Source organism: Ramlibacter pallidus, from assembly GCF_015070875.1.
Classification (GTDB): Bacteria; Pseudomonadota; Gammaproteobacteria; order Burkholderiales; family Burkholderiaceae_C; genus Ramlibacter; species Ramlibacter pallidus.
On the sequence record NZ_JADDIV010000004.1, the window covers coordinates 490316 to 505025 of the forward strand.

General features: G+C 71.0%; 21 protein-coding genes. 11 read left to right on the forward strand and 10 right to left on the reverse strand.

All coding sequences use genetic code 11. From position 1 onward, the window contains the following. Positions 1–16: 16 nt before the first annotated feature. Positions 17–952, reverse strand: coding sequence for a LysR substrate-binding domain-containing protein (locus IM787_RS15640; RefSeq protein ID WP_193677606.1), 936 nt, complete (start codon positions 950–952; stop codon positions 17–19). Positions 953–1037: 85 nt separating this feature from the next. On the opposite strand from IM787_RS15640, the gene IM787_RS15645 reads away from it, so the two are divergent. Next, positions 1038–1445 (forward strand): RidA family protein, encoded by a 408-nt coding sequence (locus IM787_RS15645; RefSeq protein ID WP_193677607.1) that lies wholly within the window; start codon positions 1038–1040, stop codon positions 1443–1445. A gap of 15 nt (positions 1446–1460) precedes the next feature. On the opposite strand, the gene IM787_RS15650 is transcribed toward IM787_RS15645, so the two are convergent. Further along, on the reverse strand, positions 1461–1736 hold the full coding sequence (locus tag IM787_RS15650; RefSeq protein WP_193677608.1) for a DUF2277 domain-containing protein: 276 nt from the start codon (positions 1734–1736) through the stop codon (positions 1461–1463). Between the two features lie 85 nt (positions 1737–1821). Between IM787_RS15650 and IM787_RS15655 the strand changes: the two genes are divergently transcribed. Then, complete coding sequence (locus IM787_RS15655; protein WP_193677609.1) at positions 1822–2301, forward strand: VOC family protein; 480 nt, start codon at positions 1822–1824, stop codon at positions 2299–2301. 15 nt (positions 2302–2316) lie between these two features. Here IM787_RS15655 and IM787_RS15660 read toward each other — a convergent pair whose 3' ends face one another. Further along, on the reverse strand, positions 2317–2727 hold the full coding sequence (locus IM787_RS15660; RefSeq protein WP_193677610.1) for a winged helix-turn-helix transcriptional regulator: 411 nt from the start codon (positions 2725–2727) through the stop codon (positions 2317–2319). Positions 2728–2810: 83 nt separating this feature from the next. Between IM787_RS15660 and IM787_RS15665 the strand changes: the two genes are divergently transcribed. After that, on the forward strand, positions 2811–3233 hold the full coding sequence (locus tag IM787_RS15665; RefSeq protein ID WP_193677611.1) for a GFA family protein: 423 nt from the start codon (positions 2811–2813) through the stop codon (positions 3231–3233). A 30-nt stretch (positions 3234–3263) separates the two neighbouring features. On the opposite strand, the gene IM787_RS15670 is transcribed toward IM787_RS15665, so the two are convergent. The 4 genes from IM787_RS15670 to paoA are packed head-to-tail and all read right to left on the reverse strand — an operon-like array spanning position 3264 to position 8163. Next, entirely contained in the window at positions 3264–4337 is a 1074-nt protein-coding gene (locus tag IM787_RS15670) for a hypothetical protein (RefSeq protein ID WP_193677612.1), read from the reverse strand. A 3-nt stretch (positions 4338–4340) separates the two neighbouring features. Next, the gene (paoC, locus tag IM787_RS15675; protein WP_193677613.1) at positions 4341–6554 is read right to left on the reverse strand and encodes an aldehyde oxidoreductase molybdenum-binding subunit PaoC; all 2214 of its coding nucleotides are present in this window, start codon (positions 6552–6554) and stop codon (positions 4341–4343) included. A 2-nt stretch (positions 6555–6556) separates the two neighbouring features. Continuing rightward, positions 6557–7507 carry an FAD binding domain-containing protein gene (locus tag IM787_RS15680; RefSeq protein WP_193677614.1) on the reverse strand — a complete coding sequence of 317 codons (951 nt, stop codon included), beginning with the start codon at positions 7505–7507 and terminating at the stop codon, positions 6557–6559. Beyond that, on the reverse strand, positions 7504–8163 hold the full coding sequence (paoA, locus tag IM787_RS15685; RefSeq protein ID WP_193677615.1) for an aldehyde dehydrogenase iron-sulfur subunit PaoA: 660 nt from the start codon (positions 8161–8163) through the stop codon (positions 7504–7506). The genes IM787_RS15680 and paoA overlap by 4 nt, the downstream gene beginning before the upstream one ends. A 109-nt stretch (positions 8164–8272) precedes the next feature. Between paoA and IM787_RS15690 the strand changes: the two genes are divergently transcribed. From IM787_RS15690 to IM787_RS15710, 5 genes are all read left to right on the forward strand, one after another. Continuing rightward, on the forward strand, positions 8273–8854 hold the full coding sequence (locus tag IM787_RS15690) for a pyridoxamine 5'-phosphate oxidase family protein (protein WP_227494396.1): 582 nt from the start codon (positions 8273–8275) through the stop codon (positions 8852–8854). Positions 8855–8924: 70 nt separating this feature from the next. Beyond that, positions 8925–9386, forward strand: a complete 462-nt coding sequence (locus IM787_RS15695; protein ID WP_193677617.1) for an Rrf2 family transcriptional regulator — start codon at positions 8925–8927, stop codon at positions 9384–9386. Further along, positions 9376–10275 carry an NAD(P)/FAD-dependent oxidoreductase gene (locus IM787_RS15700; RefSeq protein WP_193677618.1) on the forward strand — a complete coding sequence of 300 codons (900 nt, stop codon included), beginning with the start codon at positions 9376–9378 and terminating at the stop codon, positions 10273–10275. The genes IM787_RS15695 and IM787_RS15700 overlap by 11 nt, the downstream gene beginning before the upstream one ends. Before the next feature lie 86 nt (positions 10276–10361). Next, positions 10362–10610: a hypothetical protein gene (locus tag IM787_RS15705; protein WP_193677619.1), complete on the forward strand. Its 249-nt coding sequence runs from the start codon at positions 10362–10364 to the stop codon at positions 10608–10610. After that, the gene (locus tag IM787_RS15710; protein WP_354004425.1) at positions 10607–10981 is read left to right on the forward strand and encodes a nuclear transport factor 2 family protein; all 375 of its coding nucleotides are present in this window, start codon (positions 10607–10609) and stop codon (positions 10979–10981) included. The genes IM787_RS15705 and IM787_RS15710 overlap by 4 nt, the downstream gene beginning before the upstream one ends. 32 nt (positions 10982–11013) lie before the next feature. On the opposite strand, the gene IM787_RS15715 is transcribed toward IM787_RS15710, so the two are convergent. Continuing rightward, on the reverse strand, positions 11014–11646 hold the full coding sequence (locus IM787_RS15715; protein WP_193677621.1) for a LysE family translocator: 633 nt from the start codon (positions 11644–11646) through the stop codon (positions 11014–11016). Positions 11647–11740: 94 nt separating this feature from the next. On the opposite strand from IM787_RS15715, the gene IM787_RS15720 reads away from it, so the two are divergent. Both IM787_RS15720 and IM787_RS21825 read left to right on the forward strand, forming a co-directional pair. Next, on the forward strand, positions 11741–12091 hold the full coding sequence (locus IM787_RS15720) for a DUF2200 domain-containing protein (protein ID WP_193677622.1): 351 nt from the start codon (positions 11741–11743) through the stop codon (positions 12089–12091). A gap of 80 nt (positions 12092–12171) precedes the next feature. After that, entirely contained in the window at positions 12172–12615 is a 444-nt protein-coding gene (locus tag IM787_RS21825) for a septal ring lytic transglycosylase RlpA family protein (protein WP_435531161.1), read from the forward strand. Positions 12616–12630: 15 nt separating this feature from the next. Here IM787_RS21825 and IM787_RS15730 read toward each other — a convergent pair whose 3' ends face one another. Next, complete coding sequence (locus IM787_RS15730) at positions 12631–13113, reverse strand: DoxX family protein (protein ID WP_193677623.1); 483 nt, start codon at positions 13111–13113, stop codon at positions 12631–12633. Positions 13114–13253: 140 nt separating this feature from the next. Here IM787_RS15730 and IM787_RS15735 point away from each other — a divergent pair, with 140 nt between their 5' ends. Continuing rightward, positions 13254–13850, forward strand: a complete 597-nt coding sequence (locus IM787_RS15735) for a YdeI/OmpD-associated family protein (protein WP_193677624.1) — start codon at positions 13254–13256, stop codon at positions 13848–13850. A gap of 7 nt (positions 13851–13857) precedes the next feature. On the opposite strand, the gene IM787_RS15740 is transcribed toward IM787_RS15735, so the two are convergent. Beyond that, on the reverse strand, positions 13858–14700 hold the full coding sequence (locus tag IM787_RS15740) for a cysteine hydrolase family protein (RefSeq protein ID WP_193677625.1): 843 nt from the start codon (positions 14698–14700) through the stop codon (positions 13858–13860). Between the last annotated feature and the right edge of the window lie 10 nt (positions 14701–14710).

Genomic DNA, 14710 nt, shown 5'->3' on the forward strand with positions numbered 1-14710 from the left:
CCGGCGCGCGAGCGGTTCACGCCTGCCGGAGGGCGGGGCTCTCCGCTGCGATCCACGCCCACACCTCGCGGACGCCGGGTGCGTCTTCGTGTCCCTCGACGGCCGCCAGGTGGTAGCTGCCCGTGGTCAGCACCGGCCCCAGCGGCTGGACCAGCATGCCGCTGCTGCGTTCGGCTTCCGTCAGGGTCAGGCTGAGGAGTCCGGCGCCGAGGCCGGCGAGCGTGGCACTCATGGCCTGCGCTTCGTCGGAAAAGGACAGGCCGGTGCGCGCCGCCGCCCAGCGGGCGGGCTGCGGGATGCCGGCCTTGCGCGCCCAGTTCGGCCAGGTGGCCGGTGCCGTGGCATTGGCGCCCCAGTCGAAGTGGATGAGCGGCACCTTCTCCAGGTCCTTCGGGGTGCGCAGCCGCACGGCGGGGCCGCACATCACGGCGTAGCGTTCCTCGCCGAGGAACTGCGTGGCGAGCCCCGGCCAGCGACCGTCGCCGAAACGGATCGCGAGGTCCGCATCGCCCCGCCGCAGGTCGGCCACCGCCTCGCTGGCGTGGATGCGCAGGGTGACTTGCGGACACGCCGCGTGCAGCGCGCCGAGGCGGGGCAGCACCCAGCGCGCGGCAAACGCGGTGGTGGCCGACAGCGTCACCACGCGGTGCGGCGTGTCCTGCCGCGCCGACCGCACGCCCGCCGCGATGGTGTCCAGTCCCTCGCGCAGGGCTTCGGCCAGGCGCGTCCCCGCCGGCGTCAGCACGAGCTGGCGCGGCTTGCGCAGGAAGAGGACGGTGGCCAGGTCCTCCTCGAGCGCACGGATCTGGTGGGTGACGGCGGTGGGCGTCACGTGCAGTTCCGCCGCCGCCCGCTGCACGCTCAGGTGCGCGGCGGCGGCCTCGAAGGCGCGCAGGGCGACCAGCGACGGCAAGGCGCGCCGCGGCCGGATGGATGAAATGGATTCGCTCATGACGGAGAAAAGGGTCAGTTGTCCCGGAGTCACATCATCCCTAGAGTTCTCGACGCGGGCGAGTGCCCGGACCACAGGAACATACATGAATGCGATTCAGCTGTTCAACCCCGCGGGCTTGTACGACCCCGTCCCCAACGGGTATTCCCATGGCGCGACGGTCGAGGCCGGGGTGCGCCTCGTGCTGCTTTCGGGGCAGGGCGGGGAGGACCAGGCAGGCGCACTGCGTGCCGGCTACGCCGCGCAGCTGCGCCAGGCGCTCGACAACATGCTGCTGGCGCTCGCGGCCGCCGGCGCGGGACCCGAGCACGTCGCCCGGCTGCTGGTGCTGGTCGTGGACCACGACGAACCGAAGCTCCACCAGCTGGGCGCGGAGTTCGACCGCATCTGGGGCGATCGCCTGAAACCGGCCTGCACGCTCATCCCCGTGCCGCGCCTTGCGCTCGACGGCATGCTGGTGGAGATCGAGGCGACGGCGGCCGTGCCGGTGTAGCGGGGCGGCCGCGGACTAGCGTTTCTCGCCGAAGCGCGCGATCGACCGCTCCCGCGCCTTCGCCGCTTCGGCCTCGCGCGTGCGCGGTTCGGCGCTGGTCACCAGAGACTGGATCAGCTTGCGCGCCGACGCCGCCACTTCTTCCACGGCCTGGTCGAACGCCACTGCATTGGCTTTGGACGGCACGTTGAAGCCACTGAGCTTGCGCACGAACTGCAGCGAGGCATCGCGGATCTCGAGCTCCGTCGCCGGCGGCTCGAAGTTGAAGAGGGTCTTGATGTTGCGGCACATGCGGGGATGGTACGCGCGGAGGGAACCATGCCAGCTCGTCAGGACACGTGCGCTAGGCTCCCGTTTCCCGACAAGGAGAACGCCCATGATCCCCAAGAACACGATCTGCCTCTGGTACGAAGGCAACGCACTGGAAGCCGCGCAGTTCTACGCGAAGACCTTCCCGGACACCTCCGTCGGCGCCGTGCACCGCGCGCCGGGCGACTATCCCGCGGGCAAGGAAGACGATGTGCTGACGGTCGACTTCACCGTGATGGGCATTCCCTGCATCGGCCTGAACGGCGGGCCGGTCTTCAAGCACAACGAAGCCTTCTCGTTCCAGGTCTCCACGGAAAACCAGGCGGAGACGGACCGCTTGTGGGACGCCATCGTCGGCAATGGCGGCCAGGAGAGCGTGTGCGGCTGGTGCAAGGACAAGTGGGGCATCTCGTGGCAGATCACGCCGCGCGTGCTGGTCGAGGCGACCACGGGCACGGACCGCGCGGCGGCCAAGCGGGCGTTCGACGCGATGATGAAGATGAAGAAGATCGACGTCGCCACGATCGAGGCCGCGCGACGCGGCTGACCGGACGCCGCGGCTTCAGAGGCCGTGCTCTTCGCGCAGCTGCGCCTGCAGCCGCTCGAGCGCGCGCGGGCTGCGGCCGACCAGGTCCACGGCCTCGGGCCTGCGCGTCTCCGGGTGGTGCCTCTGTGCCCAGGCACTCATCGCGATCACCACGGGCAGCAGGTCCAGCCCTTTTTCCGTGAGGCTGTAGATCGCCTTCTGCGCATGGCTGGGGTCGTCGTCGCGGCGGACGATGCCTTGTTCGACCAGCACGGCGAGCCGGTCGGCCAGCACGTTGCTGGAGATGCCTTCCTCGGACTGCAGCAGCTGGCGGAAGTGGCGCTTGCCGGCGAACATCAGGTCGCGCACCACCAGCAGCGTCCAGCGGTCGCCGACGGCCTCCAGCGCGGTGCTGATGGGGCAGGTCGAGCGGTGGTCTTGTCGCATCGGCAGGATTCTAAACTGGTTGCATTTCAAGATCGGTTATGCGACGATACCGATCTCGAAATGCAACCAGTCAAGGACATGCGATGACCTATCGGCGCTATCACGGGAGCTGCCACTGCCAGGCGGTGCGCTACGAAGCGGGGTTCGATCTTTCGGACGGCACCAACCGCTGCAACTGCTCGATCTGCAGCAAGGCGCGGGCCTGGTTCCTCTTCGTGCGCGGCGATGCGTTCCAGCTGCTGGCGGGCGAGGAGCACCTGGGCAGCTATCGCTGGCAGCCGCCGGGGCAGGCCGAGCCTTTCCTGGACTACCGGTTCTGCCTGCGTTGCGGCATCCGCGTGTTCGCCACCGGCGAGTGGGACCGGATGGGCGGGCGTTTCTACGCCTTGCACGTGCCCACCGTCGACGACGTCGACCGCGAGGAACTGGTGAACGCGCCGCTGAACTTCATCGACAACGCCCACGACCGGCCGGACCGCGCGCCGGCGGATACGCGGTTGATGTGAGGGCGTGGGACGGCCGCGCCGTGGCTGGCGTCAGCCCGCCGCGCGGGATTGCAGGCGCAGGCCCGACAGCGTGGCCCGCGCGACGTCGAGCGCGGTGTGCACCTGCCCGCCTTCGACGGAAAGCTGCAGGTCCAGCGTCCCTTCCAGCTGGCCGATCGCCAGGCGATGCCCGGCCCCATCCACCGCCGCGCCGCGGACGGACAGCGAGGCCACGTTGACGTGGACGCCGCGGCCGACCGCTTGCGAGTGCAGGCGCACCAGGTTGTGGCCGGCCGCGCGTCCGTCCAGCTCGGCCTGCAGCCCGCCGGCCGCCAGTTTCCCGTCGCCGAGTTGCACATGGCCCTGCAACGCCGTGCGGGCCAGCAGCATGCGGGCCTGTGCGGTGAGGCCGAGCGCAGGGGAGGCCGCAGGCTGGCGCAGGAGGGACTCGAGGAAGGGCTGCAGTTGCAGGTGGCCGCGCTTCGTGTCCCAGGGACCGGGCAGGGCGCTGCGCCGCTCGTACTCCACACCCGCCACCGGCGCGGACGCGAACTGGTACAGGTAGCTGCGGCCGTTGGGCGCATCCACGTGGATGCCCATGCGGCTGACGCCCATGCGCGAGTCCGGGCCGACGTGTTCGACCGTGGCTTCGTTGAAGTCGACGTGGCCGGCGCGGATCGGCACAGTGACGTCCGCGTCGAAGATCAGCGTGGCGTCGACGATCTCGGCGTGGAGCGTGCCGTCGGCGGTGGCGAGGGGGGCGAGCGACGGAGCCGCCGCGCTCGTGCGTGCCTGCGCGCTGGCCGGCGTCACCGGCCCGGAGACTTTCACATCCGTGAGCTCCACGCGCGCTGCCTGCAGGCTCCAGAGACGCGGCTGCGCCCCGGGCTGGACCTGCGCAACCAGCCCGTGCGCCACGAGCTGCCCGATGTCCAGCGCGAGCGGCCCGCTGGCGAGCCGGAGCGATGCCGCTTCCAGCCGCGCGATGCGGATCTCGAACCGCCCGTCCCGTGAACCCACGGCCAGCCCCTCGACCGCGATGCGGTTGCCGGCATCCGTGCCCGCCGGCGGCGACGCCAGCCCGAGCAGGAAGTCGATGATCGAAGCCGCGGCGGGACCGGCCATGCCTCAGGCGGCCATCGGCATCTTCCCGATCAACTTGTCCAGCGTGATCGGATAGTCCCGCACGCGGACGCCGGTGGCGTTGTAGATCGCGATGGCGATCGCCGCGCTCACGCCGCACAGGCCCAGCTCGCCGACACCCTTGGCCTTCATCGGCGAAGAGACCGGGTCCGCTTCATCCAGGAAGATCACGTCCTGGTGCGGGATGTCGGCGTGCACCGGCACCTCGTAGCCGGCCAGGTCGTGGTTGACGAAGAAGCCGCGGCGCGTGTCGACCGCCAGCTCTTCCATCAGCGCCGCGCCGACGCCCATGGTCATCGCGCCGATCACCTGGCTGCGCGCGGACGTGGGGTTCAGGATGCGGCCGGCGGCGCACACGGCCAGCATGCGGCGCACGCGCGTCTCGCCCGTGTGGGCATCGACGGCCACTTCCACGAAGTGCGCCGCGAAGGTCGATTGCTGGTATTTCTTGTCCAGGTCGCCGTACTCGATGAAGTCCTCGGCGGAGAGCCCCTGGGTTCCCGCGACTTCCGCCAGCGGCACGACGCGCTCGCCGGCGCGGATGGTGCCGTCCGTGAACACGGCTTCCGTGGCGGACATGCCGGCCTTCTTCGCGACCGCTTCGCGCAGCTTCATGCACGCCGCGTAGACGCCCGATGTGGCGTTGTTCGCGCCCCATTGGCCGCCCGACCCGGCGGACACGGGGAAGCTGGAATCGCCCAGGCGCACGAACACCTTCGCCAGCGGCACGCCCATCATCTCGGCCGCCGTCTGGGCAATGATCGTGTACGAGCCGGTGCCGATGTCCGTCATGTCGGTCTCCACCGTCACGACGCCGCGGTTGTCCAGCCGCACGCGCGCACCGGACTTCGTCAGCAGGTTGTTGCGGAAGCCGGCGGCGACGCCGAGACCCACGAGCCACTGGCCTTCGCGGACCTGGCCCGGCCGCGCGTTGCGCTTGCTCCAGCCGAAGCGCTCGGCCCCGGTGCGCAGGCACTGCACCAGCTGGCGCTGCGAGAACGGGCGCCGCTCCTTGGCCTCGGGGTCGACCTGCGTGTCGTTGACGATGCGGAACTCCACCGGGTCCATGCCCAGCTTCTCCGCCATTTCGTCCATCGCGATCTCCAGCGCCATCATGCCGGGCGCCTCGCCCGGGGCGCGCAGCGCGTTGCCCTCGGGCAGGTCCAGCACCGCCAGCCGCGTCGTGGTCAGGCGGTCGGCGCCGGCGTAGAGCAGGCGCGTCTGGTTGACCGCCGTCTCGGCGGAGCCGTCCGGCAGGTTGCCGTTCCAGCCTTCGTGGGCGATGGCCGTGATCTTCCCGTCACGGCCCGCGCCGATGCGGATGCGCTGGATGGTCGCCGGCCGGTGCGTGGTGTTGTTCGCCATCAGCGGGCGCTGCAGGGCCACCTTCACCGGCCGCTTGACCATGCGGGCGCCGAGGGCCGCCAGCACGGCGTCGGCCCGCACGAAGAGCTTGCCGCCGAAGCCGCCGCCGATGAAGGGCGACACCAGGCGCACGTTCGCCTTCGGGATGCCCAGCGTCTTGGCCATGTCGCCGACGCTCCAGGCGATCATCTGGTTGGAGGTCCACACCGTCAGCTTGTCGCCCTTCCATGCGGCGATGGACGCGTGCGGCTCCATCATGGCGTGCGTCTGGTCGGGCGTGGTGTAGGTCGCGTCGAACTGCACCGGCGCGCGTGCATAGGCGCCGGCGAAGTCGCCCACCTTCGATTCCGGGGGGCCGGCGAAGGGCGTGGGCTTGGCCAGCTGCGCGCCGGCCTTCTCCGCCTCCAGGTCGAACTTGCCCGGGGAGCGTTCGTACGTGATGCGCACCAGCTGCGCGGCGGCACGCGCCTGCTCGAAGGTGGTCGCCACCACCAGCGCGACGGCCTGGTGGTAATGGTCGATGGCCGGGCCGCCCAGGAGCTTTGCCGTGTTGAAGTCGCCCTTGCCCAGCTTGCCTGCGTTGCGGGCCGTGACGATCGCCAGCACGCCCGGCGCCGCACGCGCCGCCTTCAGGTCCATGGAGGCGATCCGGCCCTTGGCGATGCCGGCGCCGACGACATAGCCGTAGACGGCGTCGGGCGCGGCGTCGTGGCGCTCGTAGGCATACGGCGCGGTGCCGGTGGTCTTGAGCGGCCCGTCGACGCGCTCGGTCGGCTTGCCGACGACCTTGAGCTGGTCGATCGGGTTGGTGGTGGCGGGGGTCGTGAATTTCATGCTCAGCTCCTCGCCTGCGCCAACGCGGCGGCCAGCGTGCGTTCCACCAGGGGAACCTTGAAGGCGTTGTCGTCGGTGGGCCGGGCGTCCGCCAGCAGGCGGGTGGTCACGGCCCTGGCGCCCTGCGGCAGCGCCGCTTCGGCGGCGGCATCGCGCCAGGGCTTGTGCGCCACGCCGCCGAGGGCCACGCGGCCGGTGCCGTCCCGCTGCACGATGGCGGCCACGGACACCAGCGCGAAGGCGTAGGAGGCGCGGTCGCGCACCTTGCGGTAGACCTGCACGCCGCCCGCGGGACGCGGCAGCGTGACGGCGGTGATCAATTCGTCGCGCTGCAGCGTGGTGTCGATGTGCGGCGTGTCGCCCGGGAGGCGGTGGAAGTCGGCGATCGGGATCACGCGGCGGCTGCCATCCGGCTTCACCGTCTCGACGTTCGCGTCCAGCACGCGCATCGCCACGGCCATGTCGCTGGGATGCGTGGCGATGCAGGCGCTGCTGCTGCCGACGATGGCCAGCTGCCGGCTGAAGCCGCCGATGGCGCTGCAGCCGCTGCCCGGCTGGCGCTTGTTGCACGGCTGGTCGGTGTCGTAGAAGTAGGGGCAGCGCGTGCGCTGCAGCAGGTTGCCGGCGGTGGTCGCGCGGTTGCGCAGTTGCCCCGAGGCGCCGGCGAGGAGGGCACGCGACAGCACCCCATAGTCGCGCCGCACGCGTTCGTCGGCCGCCAGTGCGGTGTTGCGGACCATCGCACCGATGCGCAGGCCGCCCTCCGGTGTCGCCTCGATCCGGTCGAGCGCCAGCGCGTTCACGTCCACGAGGTGGGTGGGCGCCTCGATCTGCAGCTTCATCAGGTCCAGCAGGTTGGTGCCGCCGGCGATGAACTTGGCCGAGGGGTTGCGTGCCACGGCAGCGGCGGCTTCGGCCGGCGTGTTCGCGCGTTCGTAGGTGAAGGGTTTCATGTGCGCACCCCGCCCACTTCGGCCACGGCATCGACGATGTTCGAGTAGGCGCCGCAGCGGCAGATGTTGCCGCTCATGCGCTCGCGCAGTTCTTCCACCGACAGCAGCGGCCGGGCCGTGAGGTCCGCGGTGACGTGGCTGGGAACGCCGCGGCGGATCTCGTCCAGCGTGCCGACGGCGGAGCAGATCTGCCCGGGCGTGCAGTAGCCGCACTGGTAGCCGTCGTGCTTGACGAAGGCGGTCTGCATCGGGTGCATGCGCGTCGGCGTGCCGAGGCCTTCGATGGTGGTGACCTTCTGGTTGTGGGTCAGCAGGGCGAGCGTGAGGCAGGCGTTGATGCGCTCGCCGTTCACCAGGACGGTGCACGCGCCGCACTGCCCGTGGTCGCAGCCCTTCTTGGTGCCGGTCAGGTGCAGGTGCTCGCGCAGCGCATCGAGCAGCGTCGTGCGGTTGTCCAGCTCCAGCGTGCGCGGCGTGCCGTTCACTTCCATCGTGACGCGCGACGCCGGGGCGGCCCCGGGCTGCGGTTGCGGGACCTGCTGGGCGCCGGCTTCGCTGGGGAGGGCCACGGCGGCGGCGGTGGCCGCGCCGGCGACCAGCACTTCGCGCCGGGTGAGCGCGAGGTCGTCGGGGGTGTTCTCGTCGGGGTCGTTCATCGGGTGTCCTTGCTGGCGGATGGCGCGCTGGAAGGCGCGAGCATGGGAGGCGGGCCGCCGCGGCCTTGTAGGCTGGCGACCGGCTCCCGCGTCGGCGACCGCCGACCAATTGCAGCAGCTCTTCGGGCCCGTGGGCGAAGCCTCGCTGCGCAAGGAAACGCCCGTCATCCCGCCGGTCTACCGCCGCTGGATCGAGGCGTCGCCCTTCCTCGTGCTCGCCACGGCGGGGCCGGACGGCCTGGATGCGTCGCCGCGCGGCGACCCCGCCGGTTTCGTCGTGGTGGAGGACGAAAAGGCCCTGCTGCTGCCGGAACGCCGAGGCAACAACCGCGTCGACAGCCTGCGCAACATCCTGGCCGATCCGCGCGTGGCGCTGATCTTCTTCATCCCCGGCGTGGGCGAGACGCTGCGCGTGAACGGCCGCGCGGTGATCCGCACCGATCCCGACCTGCTGCAGCGCACCGCCATGGACGGCAAGCCGCCGCAATGCGTGCTGCGGATCGCGGTGGAAACGGTGTTCTTCCAGTGCGCCCGCGCGATGCAGCGCTCGCAGTTGTGGACCGGCGGGCGCGTGCGGCCGGCCGGCGTGCCGAGCCCGGGCGAGATGCTGCAGGCGCTCACCGCCGGCGGCATCGACGGGGAGCGCTACGACCAGGAACTGCCGGCGCGCCAGCGCAACACGCTGTACTGACGCGCGCGGCGCCCGGGCCGGCTTGACCCCATGCCGCGCCGGGCTTCTTTTCCGCAACTACATTCGTTGCATGAAACGAGACAGCCGCCTTTCCGGCGTCCTGCACTGCCTGCTGCACATGGCCGAGCTTCGCGAGCCGGTCACCTCCGAATGGCTGGCGCAGGCCATGCAGACGAACCCGGTCGTGATCCGCCGGCTGATGGGCGGGCTGCGCGACGCCGGCTTCGTCGCATCCGCCAAGGGACACGGCGGCGGCTGGGTGCTGACCTGTCCCATGGAACAGATCACCCTGCGCGACATCCACGAGGCCGTCGGCGCCCCTGCGCTGCTGGCCGTAGGCCACCGTGAAGAGAGTCCCGGCTGCCTGGTGGAGCAGGCGGTGAACGCCGCGCTGGAACACGCCTACCGCGACGCCGAGGCCTTGCTGCTCGAGCGGCTCGGGACGGTCACGCTCGCCGCGCTCTCGCGCGATTTCCACCGCCGGATGCTGGAGAGCGGCGGGTCACTGCACGAGGTCTCCCATGACGTTTGACATCGCCATCATCGGCGGCAGCTTCGCCGGCATCTCGGCGGCGCTGCCGCTGGCCCGCGCGCGCCGCCGCGTCGCCGTGTTCGACACGGGTCTGCGGCGCAACCGCTTCGCCTCCGCGTCGCACGGCTTCTTCTCGCAGGACGGCAAGCCGCCTGGCGACATCGTGGCCGGGGCGCGCGCGCAGCTCCTGGCCTATCCCACGGTCACATGGATCGATGCGGCCGCGGAGGACATCGAAGGCAACGCCGCGTCGGGCTTCGCTGTGCGGGCGGGCGGGCAGGGCTGGACGGCGCAGCGCGTCCTGTTCGCCATGGGCGTGGTGGACGAGCTGCCGGCGATCCCCGGCCTGCAGGAGCGCTGGGGCCGCAGCGTCTTCCACTGCCCCTACTGCCATGGCTACGAGCTGGACCGCGGCCGCATCGGCGTGATCGCCGCGGGGCCCCTGTCGGTGCACCAGGCCGCGTTGCTGCCGGAGTGGGGCGAGGTGACGTTCCTGCTGAACGGTGCGGCGCCGCCGGACCTGGAGCAGGCGCAGGACCTGCGCGCCCGCGGCGTGGCGGTCGAAGCGGCGCCCATCGAAGCCGTCGACGGCAATGCCGATGTGCTGCTGCGGGACGGCCGCCGCCTGTCGTTCGACGGCCTCTTCACGGCCACGCGCACGCGGCCGGCGTCGCCGCTGGCGCAACGCCTCGGGTGCGAGATGGAGGACGGGCCCGCCGGCCAGCACGTCCGCACGAACGCGATGAAGGAAACTTCGGTACCGGGCGTCTTCGCCTGCGGCGACGTCGCGCGGGCCTTCGGCAACGTGGCCATGGCGGTCGGCGACGGCGCCTTCGCCGGCACTTCCATCCACCGCTCCCTGGTGTTCGGCCTGGAAACGCCGCACTGACGAGCCCGCGGTCGCGCTGGAACCGCCCCACGGCCGCGACGGCTTGCCGTATCCTGCAACGAACCCCTCGCAGGAAAGGAATGGCCATGAAGGAAACGTCTTCGGACCCGCATCCGCTGAGCGACCTGGCGTACGACTGGATCACGCTGATCCAGAACAAGGCGCAGGCGCTGATCGCCTACGACCAGTACATCAAGGACGCGGAAGCCGCGAAGTCGCCGGAATGCGCGGCGTTCTTCCGCAAGGTGCACGACGCCGACAAGGCCTTCCTGGCCGAGGCGAAGCACCACCTCGTGGCCGTGCTGCAGGGCAAGATGGGCACCGGCGCGAAGTGACCCTGGCGAAGGTGTCGGCGTCGGACGGGAACAAGGCCACGCTGCAGCAGGCCAATGCCGAGATCGTCCGCGGCAACCCCGAAGGCTTCCTGTCCTTCTGCACGGAAGACATCGAATGGACCGCCGTCGGCGAGCTGCCGCTGCGCGGCAAGGAGGCCGTCCGGCAGTGGATGAAGACGGCCTACCGGGAGCCGCCGGAGTTCACGGTGACGCAGCTGGTCGCGGAGGGCGATTTCGTCGTCGCGCTCGGCGAGATCATGGTCAAGGGCGAGGACGGCCGGGCGGCGCGCCACGCGTATTGCGACGTCTGGCGATTCCGCGACGGCAGGATGGCGCAGCTGAGCGCGTTCGTCGTGCGTCCGGCAGCGTAGGCGGCGCGCGAAGCTTCGCGTCGCGCTTTGCGCTAAGTGTTGGCCCGGCGGTAGAACGCCAGCGAGCCCGCCAGCGCCAGCAGGGTGCCGCCGCAGGCGCGGTCGAACCACTTCACGGCCGCTGCGTTGAACAGGCGGATCGCGCGGGCGCCCGTCACGGCGTAAGCCAGCATCACCAGGAAATCGAGCCCCGCGAACACGATGGCGATGACCACGTACTGCGGCGCCTGCGCGGCCTGCGGGTCGATGAACTGCGGCAGCAGCGCGGAGCAGAACAGGTAGCCCTTGGGGTTGGTGGCCGCCACCAGGAAGGACTTCATGAAGATGGAACGCGCGGTGGGGGCGACCGGGGCGTCGCCGTCGGCCGGCACCTGGAGGCCGCCCTTGGAGCGCAGCAACATGACGCCCAGCCAGGCGAGATAGAGCGCGCCCGCGTACTTGAGCACCGTGAACCAGAATTCGGAGGCCGCGAGCAGGGCGCCCAGGCCGATGGCGACCGCCCCGACCAGGACGAAATCGGAGGTGACCGCCCCGAGCATGCCCGGGACCGCGCGCCGCACGCCCCAGCGCGATCCGTTGGCGAGCGCCAGCAGCACGGTGGGGCCGGGCGTGGCGATGGCGACGAGCGCGACGAGCGTGAAGACCAGGAGCGTGGAGGCAGTCATGCGCGCGACGATAACGCAAGGCCGCGCGAGCCGCCATCCGCCTTTGGTAACCTGCGGCTCGCGCCAGCGCATGGCGCGAGCTGGAGGGTCCCCCATGCCGGAGCACCGGATTTTCGCGATGCCGTTCGCCAAGGTCTACCCGCTGTACGTGCAGAAGGCCGAGCGCAAGGGTCGCACGAAGGAAGAGGTCGACCAGGTCATCTGCTGGCTGACCGGTTACGACAAGGCCGGATTGCAGCAACAGGTCGATGCGGGCGTGGACTTTCGGACCTTCTTCGCCGAGGCCCCCGCCATGCACCCGAACACGGCCCTGATCCAGGGCCTGGTCTGCGGCGTCCGGGTCGAGGAGGTCGAGGACCCGCTGATGCAGAAGATCCGCTGGATGGACAAGCTGGTCGACGAGCTCGCCAAGGGCAAGACGATGGAGAAGATCCTGCGGGCGTGATTCGCGTGAACCCGACTTTACCCAGGCAGGGATGGCTTTCCTAGAATGACGCCCATGGTCGTTTCCCTGGCTCGTCGCGCGTGAGGATCCGCTGGTTCCGCAGCCGCGCAGCGTGCGTGATCGGCGTCGCGTTCCTCGCGGCGACCACCGGCGTCCCTGCCTTCGCGCAAGATGCGCAAGACGCGCAGGATGGCGCCGTCCTGCCCGCCGTCGAAATGCGGCAGGCGCCCTTGCCCGAACTCGCGCGCGGGCGGGCGTCCTGGTACGGGCTGAAGTTCCACGGCCGGCGCACCGCCAGCGGCGAACCCTTCGACATGAACGAGCTGACCGCGGCGCACCAGACGCTGCCGTTCGGCACCCGCGTCCGCGTGCTCAACGTGGACAACGGCCGCGAGGTCGTGGTGCGCATCAACGACCGCGGCCCGCGCATCCGCGGCCGCATCATCGACCTGAGCAAGGCCGCGGCGGCGGCGCTCGGCTTCCAGCGGGCCGGTGAAGCGCGCGTCGTGCTGATCCCGCATTGAGCCGGGCGGCGGGCCCTACCGCAAGGCCGCCGGCAGGCCGCGAGGTTGCGGGGCCCGCAGGACCAGGGCCCAGATCCACCACAGGATGAACAGCTGCAAGGGGGCCCGCACCAGGAGGTAGGCCGGGCCCCAGGCATGGCCCCCCATGGGGGCGTGCGCGAACGCCGCATACACGTTCGCGGGAAAGAAGGCCACCAGCGCCGCGGCGGCGGCCCAGGCCGCGGCCGTGCGCGAGCGCCGGAAGAAGAGGGCGATCGCGATCGCGATCTCCAGCACGCCGGTGGCGTAGACCAGCGCCTCCCGCGCGGGCACCCACGCCGGCAGCATCTGCACCATGGCGGCGGTCTGCAGGAAGTGGCCACTGGCGGTGAAGAGGAACAGCAGCCCCAGGCCCGCCGCCGCCGCGTGCCGCGCGTCGTGCAGGGGCGCACGCCGGGCAAGGCGACTCGCAAGGGCGGGCAGGACGAGGACCAGGACCATCAGCAAGGGCGTCAGCATTTCGTCGTTTCCTTTCTTCCGGCACGGACTTTGTCGCGCCCGGACGCCGCCGGCGAGCCCGGTGCGACGGGCCGCCGGATTCGCGGAGTGGAACGCCATGGCAGCGGCGTGGACCGCGGACCCGCGTGACAGAATCGGCCATGCCCGCCGTCCACGTCGATCCGCGCAAGGTCCACGCGTTCGAGACCGCCGACGCCTTCGAGGCCTGGCTGCGCCGCCACCATGCGCGCGAGAGCGAAGTCTGGATCCAGCTGCACAAGAAGGCGTCGGGACTGCCCTCCATCTCGCCCAAGGAAGCCATCGACGTCGCCCTCTGCTGGGGCTGGATCGACGCGGTCCGCAAGGCGCTGGATGCGACCAGCTACCTGCAGCGCTACACGCCGCGCACGCCGAAGAGCATCTGGAGCCGGATCAACGTCGCCAACGTGGAGCGCCTGGTCCGGGAGGGCCGCATGACCGAGCACGGCCTGCGGCAGGTGGAACTGGCGAAGGCCGACGGCCGCTGGGACCGCGCCTACGCGAGCGGGAAGGACATGGTGCTGCCCGAGGACCTGCTGGCCGCCATCGAGGCGGAGCCCAAGGCCAAGGCGATGCTGGCGCGGCTCAGCGCGCAGAACCGCTTCGCACTGGCCTTCCGGCTGCACCAACTGAAGACCGAGGCGGGGCGGAAGAAGCGGGTCGCGGCCTTCGTGGAGATGCTGAAGAGGGGCGAAACGCCCCATCCGCAGGCGCGCTGAACGCGCGTCAGCCGGCGGTCGTGCTCTTCGCCTGGCGGGCCAGTTCGGCGACGAGATCCTTCGCGGCCGCCACCCGCACCCCGCGCGCCGCCATGGCCTGCAGGAAGGCGGTGGCCTCGGCCTCGAACCCGGCGACCGGGCTCATGCAGTCGGCCAGCAGCATCACCTTGCCCGCGCGGCCGGACGGCAGGCTTTCCACCAGGTGCTCGGTGGTCGCGCGCACGCAATGGCTGCTGGCCTCGCCGGCGACGACGACCAGGTCGGCCTCGTCCAGCCGCGCGACGAGGCGCCGGTTGAGCTCGGTTTCGGGATCCTGCGGATCGGGCACCTCGGCCTGCAGCGCGCTGTACATCTCGGTCCAGGCGTTCATCCCCTTGAACACCTTGCGCACCGGCTGCAGCGTCTCGCGCTCCCAGCGGTTGTAGGCGGCCCGCAGGTCCTCCTGCACGTTGTGCCCCCAGGTGCCGATCTCGCAGTGCACCGGCCACACCATCAGCCGGTAGCGTCCCCGCGCCTCCAGCGCGTCGAGGTAGGCGAGGGCCCGGTCCCGGCCGCCGGCGCCGCGCGGCACGAATTCGCCGGCGCGGACCTGGGCGGCGGAGACCTGCGTGAAAGGAGCCACGTCGCTGCCATCCGCCTTCTGCCAGAACGCGGGGCGCTCGATCCCCACGCTGTGGTGCGAGTCCAGCGTGAGCGTGATCCCGGAGATCGACGCGCCCGCCGCGTCGATGACGGCGGCCAGCCGGGCCATGTCGGCCATCGCGCCCGCCACGGGCAGGGCGGCGCCAGGGCGGTCCATGAAGTCGTTCTGCGGGTCGATGATCAGCAGCTGCACGTTGCGGGCGGCCATCCGGTGCTCC